The sequence below is a fragment of the Paenibacillus sp. XY044 genome (genome assembly GCF_002257645.1).
Lineage (GTDB): Bacteria > Bacillota > Bacilli > Paenibacillales > Paenibacillaceae > Paenibacillus_AQ.
The window spans coordinates 1,083,982-1,098,476 of the sequence record NZ_NQMO01000002.1 but is presented as its reverse complement, the minus strand read 5'-3'; the positions used below and the strand labels follow the sequence as shown (position 1 = coordinate 1,098,476).

15 protein-coding genes are annotated in these 14,495 nt (G+C 49.6%); 3 read left to right on the top strand and 12 right to left on the bottom strand.

Translation table 11 applies throughout. From position 1 onward, the window contains the following. The first annotated feature begins 243 nt into the window (after nt 1-243). On the top strand, nt 244-2,742 hold the full coding sequence (locus CJP46_RS13470) for a hypothetical protein (protein ID WP_179281151.1): 2,499 nt from the start codon (nt 244-246) through the stop codon (nt 2,740-2,742). A gap of 117 nt (nt 2,743-2,859) precedes the next feature. Here CJP46_RS13470 and CJP46_RS13465 read toward each other — a convergent pair whose 3' ends face one another. From CJP46_RS13465 to CJP46_RS13450, 4 genes are all read right to left on the bottom strand, one after another. Continuing rightward, on the bottom strand, nt 2,860-3,420 hold the full coding sequence (locus tag CJP46_RS13465) for a sugar O-acetyltransferase (RefSeq protein WP_094596073.1): 561 nt from the start codon (nt 3,418-3,420) through the stop codon (nt 2,860-2,862). Between the two features lies 1 nt (nt 3,421). Continuing rightward, a complete protein-coding gene (locus CJP46_RS13460; protein WP_094596072.1) occupies nt 3,422-4,657 on the bottom strand; it encodes an MFS transporter in 1,236 nt (411 codons plus the stop codon). A gap of 10 nt (nt 4,658-4,667) precedes the next feature. Continuing rightward, nucleotides 4,668-5,708, bottom strand: coding sequence for an ROK family protein (locus CJP46_RS13455; RefSeq protein WP_256992320.1), 1,041 nt, complete (start codon nt 5,706-5,708; stop codon nt 4,668-4,670). Nucleotides 5,709-5,901: 193 nt separating this feature from the next. Continuing rightward, a complete protein-coding gene (locus CJP46_RS13450) occupies nt 5,902-6,501 on the bottom strand; it encodes a TetR/AcrR family transcriptional regulator (protein WP_094596071.1) in 600 nt (199 codons plus the stop codon). Between the two features lie 95 nt (nt 6,502-6,596). Here CJP46_RS13450 and CJP46_RS13445 point away from each other — a divergent pair, with 95 nt between their 5' ends. Beyond that, the gene (locus tag CJP46_RS13445) at nt 6,597-7,322 is read left to right on the top strand and encodes an SDR family oxidoreductase (protein WP_094596070.1); all 726 of its coding nucleotides are present in this window, start codon (nt 6,597-6,599) and stop codon (nt 7,320-7,322) included. A gap of 137 nt (nt 7,323-7,459) precedes the next feature. Here CJP46_RS13445 and CJP46_RS13440 read toward each other — a convergent pair whose 3' ends face one another. The 3 genes from CJP46_RS13440 to CJP46_RS13430 all read right to left on the bottom strand — a co-directional run bounded on the left by CJP46_RS13440 (nt 7,460) and on the right by CJP46_RS13430 (nt 9,879). Next, nucleotides 7,460-8,086 carry a hypothetical protein gene (locus tag CJP46_RS13440; RefSeq protein WP_094596069.1) on the bottom strand — a complete coding sequence of 209 codons (627 nt, stop codon included), beginning with the start codon at nt 8,084-8,086 and terminating at the stop codon, nt 7,460-7,462. A gap of 202 nt (nt 8,087-8,288) precedes the next feature. After that, nucleotides 8,289-9,143, bottom strand: coding sequence for a class I SAM-dependent methyltransferase (locus tag CJP46_RS13435; protein ID WP_094596068.1), 855 nt, complete (start codon nt 9,141-9,143; stop codon nt 8,289-8,291). Nucleotides 9,144-9,360: 217 nt separating this feature from the next. Beyond that, nucleotides 9,361-9,879 carry a DinB family protein gene (locus CJP46_RS13430; RefSeq protein ID WP_094596067.1) on the bottom strand — a complete coding sequence of 173 codons (519 nt, stop codon included), beginning with the start codon at nt 9,877-9,879 and terminating at the stop codon, nt 9,361-9,363. A 126-nt stretch (nt 9,880-10,005) separates the two neighbouring features. Between CJP46_RS13430 and CJP46_RS13425 the strand changes: the two genes are divergently transcribed. Continuing rightward, nucleotides 10,006-10,956 carry a helix-turn-helix transcriptional regulator gene (locus CJP46_RS13425; protein ID WP_094596066.1) on the top strand — a complete coding sequence of 317 codons (951 nt, stop codon included), beginning with the start codon at nt 10,006-10,008 and terminating at the stop codon, nt 10,954-10,956. 90 nt (nt 10,957-11,046) lie between these two features. Here the strand turns inward: CJP46_RS13425 and CJP46_RS13420 are convergent, their stop codons facing one another. The 5 genes from CJP46_RS13420 to CJP46_RS13400 form a co-directional block, all read right to left on the bottom strand. Next, nucleotides 11,047-12,042, bottom strand: a complete 996-nt coding sequence (locus tag CJP46_RS13420) for an anti-sigma factor (protein ID WP_179281150.1) — start codon at nt 12,040-12,042, stop codon at nt 11,047-11,049. Continuing rightward, nucleotides 12,035-12,529: an RNA polymerase sigma factor gene (locus CJP46_RS13415; protein WP_094596064.1), complete on the bottom strand. Its 495-nt coding sequence runs from the start codon at nt 12,527-12,529 to the stop codon at nt 12,035-12,037. The genes CJP46_RS13420 and CJP46_RS13415 overlap by 8 nt, the downstream gene beginning before the upstream one ends. A 148-nt stretch (nt 12,530-12,677) precedes the next feature. Continuing rightward, nucleotides 12,678-13,241, bottom strand: coding sequence for a GNAT family N-acetyltransferase (locus CJP46_RS13410; protein ID WP_094596063.1), 564 nt, complete (start codon nt 13,239-13,241; stop codon nt 12,678-12,680). A 45-nt stretch (nt 13,242-13,286) separates the two neighbouring features. After that, nucleotides 13,287-13,838: a GNAT family N-acetyltransferase gene (locus CJP46_RS13405; protein WP_094596062.1), complete on the bottom strand. Its 552-nt coding sequence runs from the start codon at nt 13,836-13,838 to the stop codon at nt 13,287-13,289. A gap of 160 nt (nt 13,839-13,998) precedes the next feature. Further along, nucleotides 13,999-14,265: a CD3324 family protein gene (locus CJP46_RS13400; protein ID WP_094596061.1), complete on the bottom strand. Its 267-nt coding sequence runs from the start codon at nt 14,263-14,265 to the stop codon at nt 13,999-14,001. Between the last annotated feature and the right edge of the window lie 230 nt (nt 14,266-14,495).

Genomic DNA, 14,495 nt, shown 5'->3' with positions numbered 1-14,495 from the left:
CACCGGGCGCAACTTCTGGCACAAAAAAGGTTCGTTTTTGGCAGGTAAAACCCGCCTAAAAGATTTAAAGTAGTAGCAGTAACCGGCACTCTGGAGCAGAGAAACCAGCGTTCTGCCGGGCTTGCTGCTCCGTATTCCGGTGAAGGGAGGAATGATGATCGAATGACAAATCGAACGTTAAGGGGTGCATTTATGTTACATGGCAAACGGATGAAACGGAAAAACAAAGGATTCAGAAAAATCATGGCTGTTGTCTTGAGTTTCATGGTAACGCTTCCATTTACGGGGATACCGCATTCTGATTCGGCTTCGGCTCAATCGGCGGATGAAGAGCGGTTTGCGAGCGCAGCGATTCCCGCTTTTCCGGGGGCAGAAGGCGGCGGAGCTTATACGAGCGGCGGCCGCGGGGGCGACGTCTATACCGTCACCACCCTGGAGGACTATGGTACCAACGAAGAAGCGGTCCCGGGATCGCTTCGCTACGGGATCATGTCCACCCCGAAAGAAGGCCGCACGATTGTTTTTAACGTATCCGGAACGATCGAGCTGGAAAGCCCCCTGCTGTTCAAAAACATTAAAAACCTGACCATCGCCGGGCAAACCGCACCGGGCAACGGGATTACCCTTGCGGGCTGGGATACCAACATCAGCAACTCGGAGAACATGATTCTCCGGTATCTCTCCTTCCGGCCGGGGGCGACCAACGTGTACAACGGCAGCGACTCGATGGATGCGCTCTGGGGCAGGGACAACAACTATTTTATCATTGACCACTGCTCCTTCAGCTGGAATACCGATGAAACGCTGTCGCTGTACAGGGGCGAAAACGGCACGGTCCAATGGTCCCTCATTTCGGAGAGCCTCACCCTCTCCGGGCACACCAAAGGCAGACACGGCTATGGCGGCATCGCCGGCGGAGACAAAACGACGTTCCATCACAATCTGTATGCCAGCCATACTTCCCGGAACCCAAGGCTCGGCGGTGGATATGCCGGCGCGGCGGATGCCGATCACGTGGCGGTCGTACAGCTCTCCAACAACGTGATCTATAATTGGGGCTTTAACGGCACCTACGGCGGAGGGTTCAACTTCACGAATTATATGAACAATATCGAAATCGCCGGTCCGGGCACAAGGGATAACGTGATCGATCGGGTCATCGATGCGGGCGAATCCAAAAAGCTCGGCGGCTTCTACATCGCCGGGAACCGGATCAACGGCAAGCTGACGGGATGGCTGGACGGCTCGTCTCCATATGTGAAAAACTCCGGTGACCCCAGTGGAGACCAGATGACGTCTTATGCATCCAAGCCGTATCTCTCTGCGGACAGTACAGGAACCAATCACGGGGTGACCAATCCAGCATTTGACGAATACGTTCAGCATGGCGTGGAAAAAGCGAACGAGCCGCTGCTGAAAGCTATTTTGCAGAAGGCGGGAGCCACCTACCCGCGCCGCGACGCCATCGATGCAAGAATCGTCGCAGAGGTGGAGCAGGGCTTAGGAAAATACATCAACACCGAAAATGAGGTTGGCGGATATATCTCCCCATTTGGCGTCATCGAGGATCAGCACGACGCCAATTTCGATACCAATCACAACGGGATCGACGATCAATGGGAAAAGAAAAACAACATCTGGGGCATTGAAGATGCATATAAGACGGTAACCGGCTCGGGCTACACCTGGCTTGAGCTGTATCTGAACAGCCTGGCTGATATGGACCACGCTGCTGAAAACCCGGATGCTCAGCTTTTGGCGCCGGTGAATAATGCGCAGCATGCTCTTGGAGAGGACGTTGAGGTAAACGTCAAAGCCTCTTCCAAATTCGGAAACAAAATCAAAAACGTGGCCGTATACAACGGATCCCATTACCTTGGAGACGCGGAGAAGAAAGGCGGTGCCTATGTGTACACTATTGAGGGCCTAGAAGATGCTTCCTACAATATTTCTGCCAGAGTGACGGACACGGATGGAAATGCGACCCAAACGACCGCAGCCAATATTCACATCAACACGGATCCCCGTTTACTGACTGACGCAGGCTGGACATCGGCCGATATCGGCCGCCCGGACATCAAAGGTACGGGAAGTCTGACGGACGGCGTGATCACTGTTAAAGGCAACGGTAAGCTGGGAACGAGCGAAGGAAGCACCGAACAATCACCTGAATATGACGCTGCAAAGGACGATTTCCATTTCGTATATAAGGAAATGACCGGAGATATGGAGATCACCGCGAAGCTGGAGGCCATCGGAGCGGTTGACAATCATGCCTTTGCCGGGCTGATGATTCGCGATGATTTGAAGGATGACAGTGCCGCCGCAGCTCTTGGGCTATCCTGGGTAAAGCTATCCAAAGACACGAGCTGGTCAGCCTATTTGACGGGAAGAGATCAGCAGGGCGCAGGCTTTGATCCATTGACCGAAACGCTGGACAGCGCATCCAGTGCACAAGAAGCCGGTATTCAGCTCGTTCCCGATATTCCGTTCAAGATCGGCGGTATCGAGCAGGGCTACTGGCTCAAACTCGGCCGGCAAGGCGACACCTTCTATGCCTACGGGTCGACAGACGGCACGGAATGGACGCCGATCGGCGAAAGAACGATTCCGATGCAGGATTCGGTATATGTCGGTTTTGCCGTGGACAGCAACGATGTGGCCAATGCGATCGAGCAATTAAACTTTGCCAAATTCTCGAATGTGAATATCGAAGATCACTTTTCTCCCATAAGCAACTAAGCTTAAATAGACGGGATGTGTGCACATGAGCGTCCCTCTGAGATGACCATTTTTATGGTATGTAAAATCGCCCGGCGGCCATTTTCCGCACGGGCGATTTCTTTTCTTTTTTGCAAATTAGACTTCGATCGCTTTAATGACTCTCGCCGGATTGCCTCCCACGATCATGTTGTCCGGAACATCCTTGGTCACGACCGCTCCGGAAGCGATGACGACGTTATTGCCGATCGTGACGCCCGGGTTGATGACGGCCCGACCGCCGACCCATACATTGTTTCCGATCGTTACAGGCTTGCCGTATTCCGGTCCCTTGATCCTTTCATACGGATCCACCGGATGCGTCGCAGTATAGACGTGAACCCCGGGTCCGAACAAGCAGTTGTCCCCGATCCTCACTTCGCACACATCCAGAATGGTGCAGTCAAAATTGGCGTAGAAATGTTCACCGACGTGAATATTGTAGCCATAGTCAAAGCGGATGCTCGGCTCCATCGCCAGGAAATTCCCAGTTGAACCCAAAAGCTCCTTCAGGATCTTCAGCCGTAATGCTTCATCCGTTTCGGTCGTCTGGTTGTACATGCGGGCCATTTGTCTGGCATATGCGCGCTCCCGTGTCAATTCAGGGTCGGCAGCGACGTACAGTTCGCCGTCCAGCATCTTTTGTTTTTCTGTTTTCATGTTAGGAGTTAAGTCCCCTCTCATCTTGATGTAATGTATGGTGCGGCTGCACGGGGCTGGCCGCTCTGGACAGAGAACCGGCGATCACAATGCCGATCAGCACGGCGATCAGCGCATGCAATAAACCGAAATGCTCTCCCAGGAAGCCCAGCGCAGGCGGACCGACCAGAAATGCGATGTAGCCTGTAGTCGCCACGGCTCCGACTCTTGCCGCAGCGCCTTGAGGATCATCCCCCGCCGCCGACAGGCCCACCGGAAAACCAAGCGAAGCTCCAAGTCCCCATAAAGCGACGCCTATTGATGCGACAACATCATTCGGGCCCCAGATTACCAGCGATAGACCCAGAATGGCTGCCGCGGCGCATCCGGATAACACCGGCACCCGGCCATAACGGTCCAGAACCCATCCGCCTGTAAAACGCCCCAGCGTCATCGCCGCAACGAACAAGCCGTAGATAAATGAACCCGTCAGCGAGCTCACGCCATAGCCATCCACCATGGTGAGCGGCAGCCAGTCGTTGGCGGAACCCTCGGCAAATGCCATGCCCAAAACGATGATACCAATCAATAATGTGCGTCTCTCCGTCCACATCTTTAACTGCTGTTGAATCGCCGAGCTTTTCGGCGCTTCAGCATCTGCCGCTTCCTTTCCCGAATCCTCCGGCAGGTAACGCCAGCCATAGAGCACAGCTGCGACCATGATGAGGGCAAGGATCATGAAATGGACCATGACCTGAAGATGAATGGCGACCGCGGCCGCACCGAGGCCTGCACCCACAAGCGTTCCCACGCTGAAAAAGCCATGAAAGGCCGGTAAGAGCGTTCGGTTTAAAGCCTTTTCGGCAGCAGAACCTTCCACATTGAGCGCAACCTCCGCCGTCCCATAGCCGCTGCCGAAAATGACCAGCCCGCCGATCACAACGGGCACCGAAGCCAGGGACGTACCGATTCCGGCAATGACGAAGCCAATCACAATCAGCATAGAGCTGATCAGGATGACAAATCGTGCGCCTTTCCGGGCAACGACCGAACCCGACGTTAGCAGACCGAACAAAGAGCCGGCGGCGATCGCAAATATAATCATTCCCATCCCGGCGGTTGAGACTTGGAGCGTGTCCCGAACGTCAGGCGTGCGGGAGACCCATGACGCAAAGGAAAGGCCCGGTAGGGCAAACAGCAGAAACAAGATATTCCGGACGGTTCCGGGATTTTTCGGTAGATTTGTAACAGATGCCATTAGGATTGCTTCACCTCCGCTTCTCAACCAACTGCAGGGAATAGGCCAGGCTTTCCAATGTCATGGTCGAAAGTCCGTACATGTAGTCCTCATCCGGATGCTCCAGCAGCGTCAGCTGCGGCATATGCATCTCCGGAATATACTTCAAGCATTCCTGACGGACCCGCTGGATATCAACGGCCTGCACCAAACTCCCTGTCAGTGCAATCGTCTCCGGGTTCATGACCGCGATCAGGCTGGACACCGCATGGGCAGCCAGAGAATGGAATGTCTCCCGGTCGTGCAGCTGCTGCAGCTGCTCCGCCTGCGAAATGCCAAACGGTAAAAAGGCGATCTCTCCGGCAAATCGGGTATTCCCCCGATGAATATGCCCATCCACGATTAACCCGGCCCCCGGTAAGCTTCCTTCGACAAACGTCGCGACCGCAATCGACTTCTCGCTGTCGTATTCCTGCTTCCGGTAAAAGCCGTACACGGTCGAGTTCATGTCGTTTTCCAGAATGACCTCAATTCCGTGCTTATCGCGAATGATCTCCTCCAACGGCGCATGAATCAGTTCCGGAATATCGCTGACATTGATCACGCCCTGATATACGGCACCCGGAACACCAATCCCAACCGCCCGGATTTGCGGATATTGGGAGATAAGCCGGTCCATCAGTTTCTCGATCACGGACGCATCGATCCGTCCTGCCTCCTGCTGTCCTTCCTGTACCACTTCACCGGCCAGGTTGGCGACCCTGTAGGTGAGGGAGTGCTGCTTCACGCCGGCTCGGATGATCACGCAAGCTATATAAGAATAGTCCACATTATACTGATACAGTCTGGCCGGACGGCCGCCGCTCGATTCCTCCATATCCAGTTCGAGCAGTTCACCCGTTTCCAGCATTTCGTTCAGGATGCTGCCGCAAGTCGCCACGCTTAATCCGGTCATCTGTGCCACCATGGATTTGGTTCCCTGCTTCATGGATTTGAGGGCCTGACGCACGAGCTCCTGATTCATTTTTTTGACTCGCATCGTATTGTTCGTAACGGGATTCATTTCTGTCATTCTCACCTCCACCATATTATTAAAATACTTTTAATAAGTATTAACATAAATGATTTTCTTATTTCTGTCTACCCATCGATCATGAGCGAGTGCCAAGCTGGCTGACCGTTTACCAAGATACGGGATGCAACAGTTGATTAACGCCATGCAAAAAAAGCCGACCGATTTTTAAAATCAGCCGGCAAATCTATTTTTAGTTCTTCGGACGCGGGGAATCGAACAAATACGATACGAGGTTGTCCACAAAAGGATCCTCCAGGGTCGAATGCCGGTTCAGAAGCCGGTACCACATCGGTCCATAACACAAGTCCGCGATAAGCCCCAAATCTGCATCCTTTGGCATTTCACCACGCTGCTGTCCCCGCTCCAACAATCGAATCAAGGCTGCTCTGCGCGAAGAGATAAAGTTGTCACGAAAGGCAGCGGCAAATTCAGAATTAAATTGTGCTTCCGCCATCAAACTGCATACGATTTCATCCATTCCTTCTATCAGGGAACGGAACGTCCGCCTTAAATATTCAAGCACATCGCTCTTAAGATGGCCTGAATCCGGTAGGCCGATCTCCGTATCCACGTGTAGTTTCAGCGCCTCCATCACGATAAAAGGAACACCTGGCCACCAGCGGTATAACGTAGGTTTTCCAACACCGGCCTCTTTTGCGATTTTTTCCATCGTTAAGCTCGGGTACCCGCCCGATTGGAGAAGGTCAAGAGTCGCCTTCATCACGGCTTCATACGCTTTTTGGCTTCTTGGCCGACCTACAGCTGTTGTTTTATCTTGCTCAGTATTCATGATAACTCCCTTAAAATAATTTATTTACAGAACGTTGCGTAATATATTATAATTCAAACCAGAACTTCAATCAAGCACAGTGAGGAGTCGATCCAATGGAACTATCTTTAAAAGGTCAACGTGCCATTATTATGGGCGGAACATCCGGAATGGGGCTGGCATCAGCCCGGTTGTTGGTCGAATCAGGTGCTGACGTCGTCGTCACGGGACGGGATCAGGCCAAGTTGGAGACCGCTCTTCAGCATCTGGGTCCGGGTCCGAAAGGAGAGCAGCTCAATGCAGCTTCTTATGAAGATCTGAAATCTTTCTATGAACGCCAAGGAAGCTTTGATCACCTGGTCATTGCCGTCTCGGGGGCTAAAGGTGGCGGAAACTTCCGTGAGCTCTCCCTCGATGAATTGCGCAAAGGGTTCGATGCCAAGTTTTGGCCGCAAGTGATGTCTGCCCAGCTCGGCCTGAATACGTTGAGCGACAGCGGTTCGATCACCTTCCTCACATCGATATCGGCCCGTTCCTATGCGCCCGGCAATGCCGGACTCTCCGCGATTAACGCCGCCTTGGAGTCTATGGTTCCCATATTGGCACAAGAGCTGGCTCCCGTACGCGTTAATGCCATATCTCCTGGCGTCGTGGATACGCCTTGGTGGAATTGGCTGCCGGAAGATCAAAAAAACGCCGCGCATGATTTTTACAAAGAGCAGGCACCGGTTAACAGAATAGGCCAGCCGGAGGATATCGCCAAAGCGGTCCGTTACTTAATCGATAACACGTTTGTGACCGGTACCGTGCTTGAGGTGGACGGCGGGCTGCGACTTCGGTAGCACACCGTATCCGACAATGTCCTCATCATGAAATCATTCATATCCCTGTAACGCTGAACAGGCTGCCGTTAATGAGCGGCAGCCTGAGTCGTAACTCGATGCATAAATATGTTTCGTGCGTGTGTTTTCACAGCAATTTACTCCTCAAACTGTAAAGTGAATACGAGTGCCCACTCCGTCTTACTTAACGATTCTGTTGAAAGATCCGATGTACGCATGGTATTGGAACTTGTGGCTTGCATGCCAAACACATGCACGGCCTGATCGGCCGTAAACGATCTCGGCTCTGCATCCTGAATCAATCCCCGGGCCGTCAGCTTCTTCTCCCAAGGGATATGAAATGTGGCTAGGTCTGTTCCCGAGCGATTAACAATGCCTACCTTAATGACTGCGGACTCGTCCTTCTCCCCAATAGTTACCATATCCATGGATATTATCACTTCTATTTCGTTATTCTTCTGCTCATCAGGACTGTAAAACACATCCCCTATCCAGCCTATAGAATCTACTCTCTGACCGTCCTTCCAAATGTCCATGTCCAAATTAGCGTTTGGCTTGCTCCCTTCATATTTCAGTTTAAATGCACCGGACATCGCCCCGACGAATGGCTTGAACTTGGCTGCCTCCCCCTTGAACAAATCAACGGGCACCAGCTCTATTTTGGCAGGGCTAGATTCCCTCTCAGGTGACGTCGTTTCCTTACTCTCTGCAAAACATCCCGTTAAGACGACAAAGATGATCAATATGCATGCTTTTAAGCGCATTTTACCTCCCCAAAGTTGTTCTCCATGGCATCGTTTATTAAGTCACAATATTCCAAATTGTACCATAGGGCGGATTGTAAAATGAGGTTATCCGCACGGTTAACTAAAAAAAGCAGCCGATCGTTGTGATCAGCTGCCTTGTTCTGCTTTCATATGTTGATTTAGGGTATGCTTCCCCGTTCATTCCCTTTAGGGTTATCCTTCACACCGTTCCGAAGGTAATTTTCATACCCGCTGCATAGGTGGCCGCTGTTGATGAGGTAAATAACTCCGACATTGCATTTTCACATTCGTATTGTCTGATGGCCTCTTCCATCGACATTCCTCTCTCTAACAGGCTATCAATAAATGCTGAACGCTCCCCCGGGTTACTGAACTGCATAGCTTCATAAATATCGGCTCCCATCTTCGCGGTGGGATCGTAAATGTTGACTTTATCGCTCAATCGGCATTGGACATTGCGTAATCCTAACCGGTTGAAATACAAAGGCAGCTTTAAACCGATGTTTCCGTCCTTACCGGTGCGTTTCAAGTCTCGTTCAAACAACTCCTGCAACTGGCCCAATGGAATAACCGTGGACTGATCAATGCCATCCAAGTGAAAATTTGCGCTATTTCCGATCCAATGAGGCTCGAACGCAGCAACTTTTCCTTCCGGCTTGACAGAAGCTATCATTCTTTTCAATGTGCTAAACGGGTCGTTCATATGGAGCAGCACCGCGTGGCATACGGCAAGATCAAATTCCGCATCAAAGCTTACCGAGTTAAAATCCGCGGCAATGAACTCCGTCCGGTAGGATAGATTTCGAAAGAGCTCTCTTGCGTGCTCTATCAGGTTAACACCGGCGTCGACACCTACATATTCCGAACCGGCCGGCAGCAAAGGCAGCAATCGGAGCCCCAAGTGTCCATACCCGCATCCAAAATCTACGATTCGAACAGGATGATGGATGTTCCAAACCCGATGAATCAAAAAATCAATATAGTCATCGTTATAATACAAGGCAGTAGACCTTTTTAAATACTCTATTTGACCATCCCAATAATATGGCTCCATGAATGATCTCCCTTAACGTATTTGCGCCGCGGTCGCTTATATAACATACAATCCATCCCAAAAAAGGAATAGACTTATTTTCAATTTTTTTATAGACTATTATGTATCTATGGCTTTTTTAGTGACCTATTGTTGCATGGAACCGGCACAAACTTTGTGCCGGTTTTTTTATTTCTTCTTCGCTATTCAACCTGCACATCCATTTCTCGCCCAAGGCTCATAACGTCCACAATTTTGACGCCGGTCCATACAGATCGTACATGGAAACCGGTATGCCAAGCTGCTTCATATAGGTAAACATTTGGCCGCGGTGGTGATAGATATGCGTCGTAATCTCGATCAACCATTTGATCTGAACAGACGGCTGGTGCTTGGCAAAGAAAGGGGCGGTCGATTTGTACAGCAGGTCTGCTTCATCCAAAGCGTTCATGTAGTCCTTTAACGAGGAAACTCCGCGGTGCATGACCTCCGACAAGGCGGCGGCGTCCTTTACATGTATAACGGACATGACCAGACTTCGAACTTGCTGCATGGGTTGTTCCTGTAAAATGGCCAGTTCTTGCTCGGGGACTTGGACGAGATGGCGGGCAAGCTCGATTAAACTCCGCATATTCTCGCGAGGGCGATACTCCCAATGATCCTCTTCGATCATGGAGAGCAGTGAGCAGGTCGTCGTGAGCGCAAGCTCCATCTCTTCAAAAAGCAGGTCCTTGATGCGGGAAATTTCCGGATTCATCTCTCTCATCCTTTCTTCTGGGCAATCGATGATTACGAGCATGAATATAACACCTAAATAAGTCAGATCTTGGCTTATTTCTTGTGATAGTATGGAAGAAAATATGTGACGAGGGATGGGCTTGTCTTGATCAAATCACAACGCTTGATTCGATTAATGATGGTGATTAACGCCAAAAGGTCGTTTACGGTCAGAGAGCTTGCCGACGAGTTCGGCTTGTCTCCGCGGACCATTACCCGGGATCTACAGGAGCTCAGCGAAATCGGGTTTCCGATCTATTCCGTACAAGGGCGCGGCGGTGGTTATCGTCTGCTCCAAGAAAGGATGCTTCCGCCGATAGCCTTTTCAGAGAACGAAGCTGTCGCCGTGTTTTTTGCCTGCCAATCCCTGCAGTACTTTGGTTCCGTTCCCTTTGATGAGAGTGCAGCTTCGGCGATTCACAAGTTTTACCACTACTTGCCTGCCGATGCGAAAGAGCAAATCGATCGGCTGAAGGATCGGGTGGTCATCTGGAACCCTCATCGGACGATGTCTGCCGATTGCCTTCAGACCCTGCTTCATGCGATCATGAACGACAGTGTCGTGAATATTACATATAAGTCCGGCGACGGAGTTACGGCAAGAGATATCCAACCCGTCGGACTTTATGCGAGCGAAGGATACTGGTATTGTCCGGCCTATTGCTTCCTGCGTCGAACCTTTCGGCTTTTCCGTGCAGACCGGATCAGTTCGGCGAGTTTGAACGATGCCTTTCCAGACCGGCAGGATCTGAGCGGCCGCTCGGTATTTGATTGGATCACACCGGATTTGTCCCGCTTCGATCAGCAGTGCGATTTGATCGTCGATCTAACCGAGGAAGGCGTACGTTCGCTTGAAACTAACATCTGGTTCAGTTCTCATATAGCAGTTCACGAAGATGGAAGAGGTACTTTACGAATCCGGATTCCCGTTCAAAAAATCGTGTTTTTTACAGATTTGATTTGGCCGTTGGAGGGAGAAGCAAAAATCGTGGAACCTGTCGAGGCTATTGATTATATCCGCCAAAAAATAGAAAGGATTACAAAGTGCTATTTTTGATCCTCTAAATAGGCGGTTCGTGGTTATACAGGTCAAAAAGGCAGCGGTCTCAGGAACCGGCTGCCTTCTATTCAGGGATACGTAGTTATTTCATCTGTCGACGGTTGCGCCCATGACGGCTGCTTTCACATAGGGTTGGCCCTGCAATGCTTTCAGGCCCTCAGCCGTTCCCGTCACTACAACGCCTAGTAGACGTATATCACTTGTTTCCGGTTGTTCCTTATCCTTGCGCAAATAATCGTAAATCCGTTTAAATTCCTGCTTATATTTCCTGTTGTTATGCACTCCGTATTCCAGTGCGTCAAGAAAGCTTTTTTCTGAAATATCATCGCTATCCGGATGAACTCCGAAACCGTATACCTTGCTAGCCCAATCGGGAAACGGTTGAACAACGGATCCATCAGGCATTTTAGCGGCCGTATATGGTTTCATATCCGAGTATGTGTCTACCCAATACCACACGGGATGGACGCCCGGCGGAAGCATCGCCTTGATCTGCTTTACCGTGTAATTCTTATCAAAGGAGATGCTCATTTCGACCAATTTCCGCCCATCCATGTCATTCAGCTGCGGAAGCTCGTTGAGATAGTTCGCGTATTTTACGCTCGGAAGGTAGAACAGCATCTCTCTCTCACCATTATAGCGATTATAGGGGCGTGAGTAATGAAATCCTTTCGCCTCCATATCTGGGTCCAGAAGCGACAGGTCAGAATAGTTGCCAGGAGGGCGGGAAAAGCTTCCCCAGGAGCTAAATTCGTAGGTTTCCTCGCCCCAGATGACCGGCACACCCTCCACAAGCTTATACGTTCGGTATTCGAGTGTACCCTGAAGAAAGCCGTAGTTAATCTGGGAACTTATTATATACTGATTGGGACCACTGATCGCTTTGAGCATCTCAATGTCACGCAATGCATTGTCTGAGCTTCTGTACTGCAGCTGTAAATTTGTAAACCAACCTCCAGCAAGGATAAGCAGCGTTATTGCTAACGAGATGCTTGCGTTCCTCACAATTGTTCTGCGGCGGGCCTTCCTGACGAGAGCCGACAGCTTCGCTCCATCATCAAAGCCTGATTCGTTATCATTCATCGTATAGTCCTCCATATTTTTTCTGAAATAACTTGCGCGCCCGGTATAAGTAGGTCTTTACCATCTCCTCGCGGATGCCTAAGAGTTTAGAGATTTCTTTATAGCTAAAGTCCAGTTCGTATTTTAAAATAAGCAGCTGTTTGTAGATCGGGGTCAGTTCTTCCATCACCTTTTCGATCTCTTCTCTCCGTTCCTTTCGCAGCAGGATATCCTCTGGGATTTCACTCCCCTCCACAACCGCTTCATCAATCGAATACTCGATTCGTTTGCGCTTTCGAAGCATATCGTAATATCGATTAAGCGCGACCCGATAAAGCCACGCCGAAAACTTGTCAGGCCCGATGGAATCTAGATACAGGAGACCTTTATATACCGTATCCTGAACGATATCCTCTGCGTCAGCCCTGCTTGCGCCAAGGCGAATCAGGTACCGCTGAATCTGTTTCATTTTATCCTGCATCAGCCGCAGCATCTGCTCATTAACCACTTTCAACCTCCCTCCATGCAGTACAAACGTTTGGGTAGGTGCATATGTATACAAGTATTATAAAAAAGATTTTCCCTCCTGTAGAACCGAAAAACATTGCCGGATCGCTGCTGTATTGAATAAACAAAAAAACAGCCGATCGTGTCGATCAGCTGCCTTCCCGTTCAACTTGCCTGTTTGTAAAATGAAACACCTTCGCCGCCCCGATCTCAGCCCGCATTTCCTTGTCCTCTTCCGTGAACACATTGTTCGTATAACGGGCGAGGGTTTTCCGCCAAAAATGAATGGTCCTGGAATTCCTCTCTGTCGGAGTCGTATAGATCAGCCATTTCCCCCGGAATCGGTTGAAGATTTGGGTAATGGCATCCTCAGCAACACCCTGTCCTCGAAAAGGCTGTAATATAAAGTATTCATTCACCAAAAATTCGCTGTCATCCTCCACATAAGGCGGCGTGGCAATCAATGCGAATCCTGCAGGTACTTCATTTACCTTTATCAAAAAAGGAAAAAGACAATCCTCTTTTTCCCACCAAATATCAAACTCCGGCATTTGCTGCTGAAGCGTTTGAAAAGCATCGCTGTCTTCAAAGACACCGTATCGATTGGGAAGAACGTTGCGGATCCCCGCCAAATCGTGAAGATACAAGGGGTAAAGATTATAGATGATAAATTGGGTATCACGCCTGCTTAATTGAACCGTTATTTCCGCCATGATGGATCCTCCTCAACAGCTAAACCGTTAGATTAGTTTACAATTTCATTGTTCAATCTTATGGATAAAACGAAATATAAGCTTTTCCCCATCTTCGGGGTGGCAGCCTAATTCTTCAGTATAGTTCCCCTTAATGCAGGCTCTCAGCGTTTTACGCCAAAAATGAATCGCTCTTTCATTTCGGTCCGTAGGATTGGTTTGTAATTCCCAATGTCCAGGCATCATTTCAATAAGCAGTCGAACAGCTTCTTCTCCAATCCCCCTCCCGCGATAGTAACGTAATAAAAAAAACTCATTCAAATAATAATCAATAAATGGAGGACAAGGTATATACGGCCGAGTCGCCACAAAGGCAAGACCTGCCGGAATCCCATCCACCTTAATCATATATGGGAACAGAACCCCGGGGTGTTTCCACCAGATGTCAAACACTCTATTTTGCTCGGTCAAAGTTCGAGTATGATCATCCTCTTCAAATACACCATAACGATTGCTCTTATGCATCCATACCTCAGATAAATCATGTAAATAAAGAGGGTAAATATTATTGAGAATAAATTTATGCTTTTTGCTGCAAAGCTCAACCACAACGTTCACTACAAATATCACTTCCCTTATGAGTGGTACAAAAGCTGCCCTTCAATCCTTAAGTAAAGTATATCGACTGGCAGTGTAAAAAAATATGCAGAGAATACATATAACCATTTAGAATACAAAAAGGGCTCGCGCTGGTTTGATCACACGCTAGCCCCTGGCATTATTTTTTCTGGTATACGATCTTTCGGATCGTTTCTACAGCGAGGCAATAGGACTGGGAGAGCTGTTCCACACCAATTCCTTTACGGAACGATTGCCTGATCTCTAGATTGCGTTTCCGCAGATAGTCCCGCTGTCCCGAAAGCTGGCCCCATTTTTTGCGGTCATCCTCCGGAGAAGGAATATAGATCGTCCTGCCTTGGACGTATTTTTGAATTTCCAGAAGCAGTTGTTCAGGTAAAATGTCGCTCGCAGATACATATTTCATTGGCTTCGCCCTTTCATCTAAATGAATTCAAGATGGCTAGGTAGCAAAGCCTGTATGACAAACATCCTGTTAACGATGCGAAAATGATGCGGTTAGGGTATACGGCTCCATGCAAAACAACCGCCGCTGTTTGTCACATAGACTCTGCATGGAGCAAAATTGGAAACTTTGCATCGGGTAAGCTTTTAGATTCAGTATGTCCTGAACCATCATCATCACGATATTCCTCT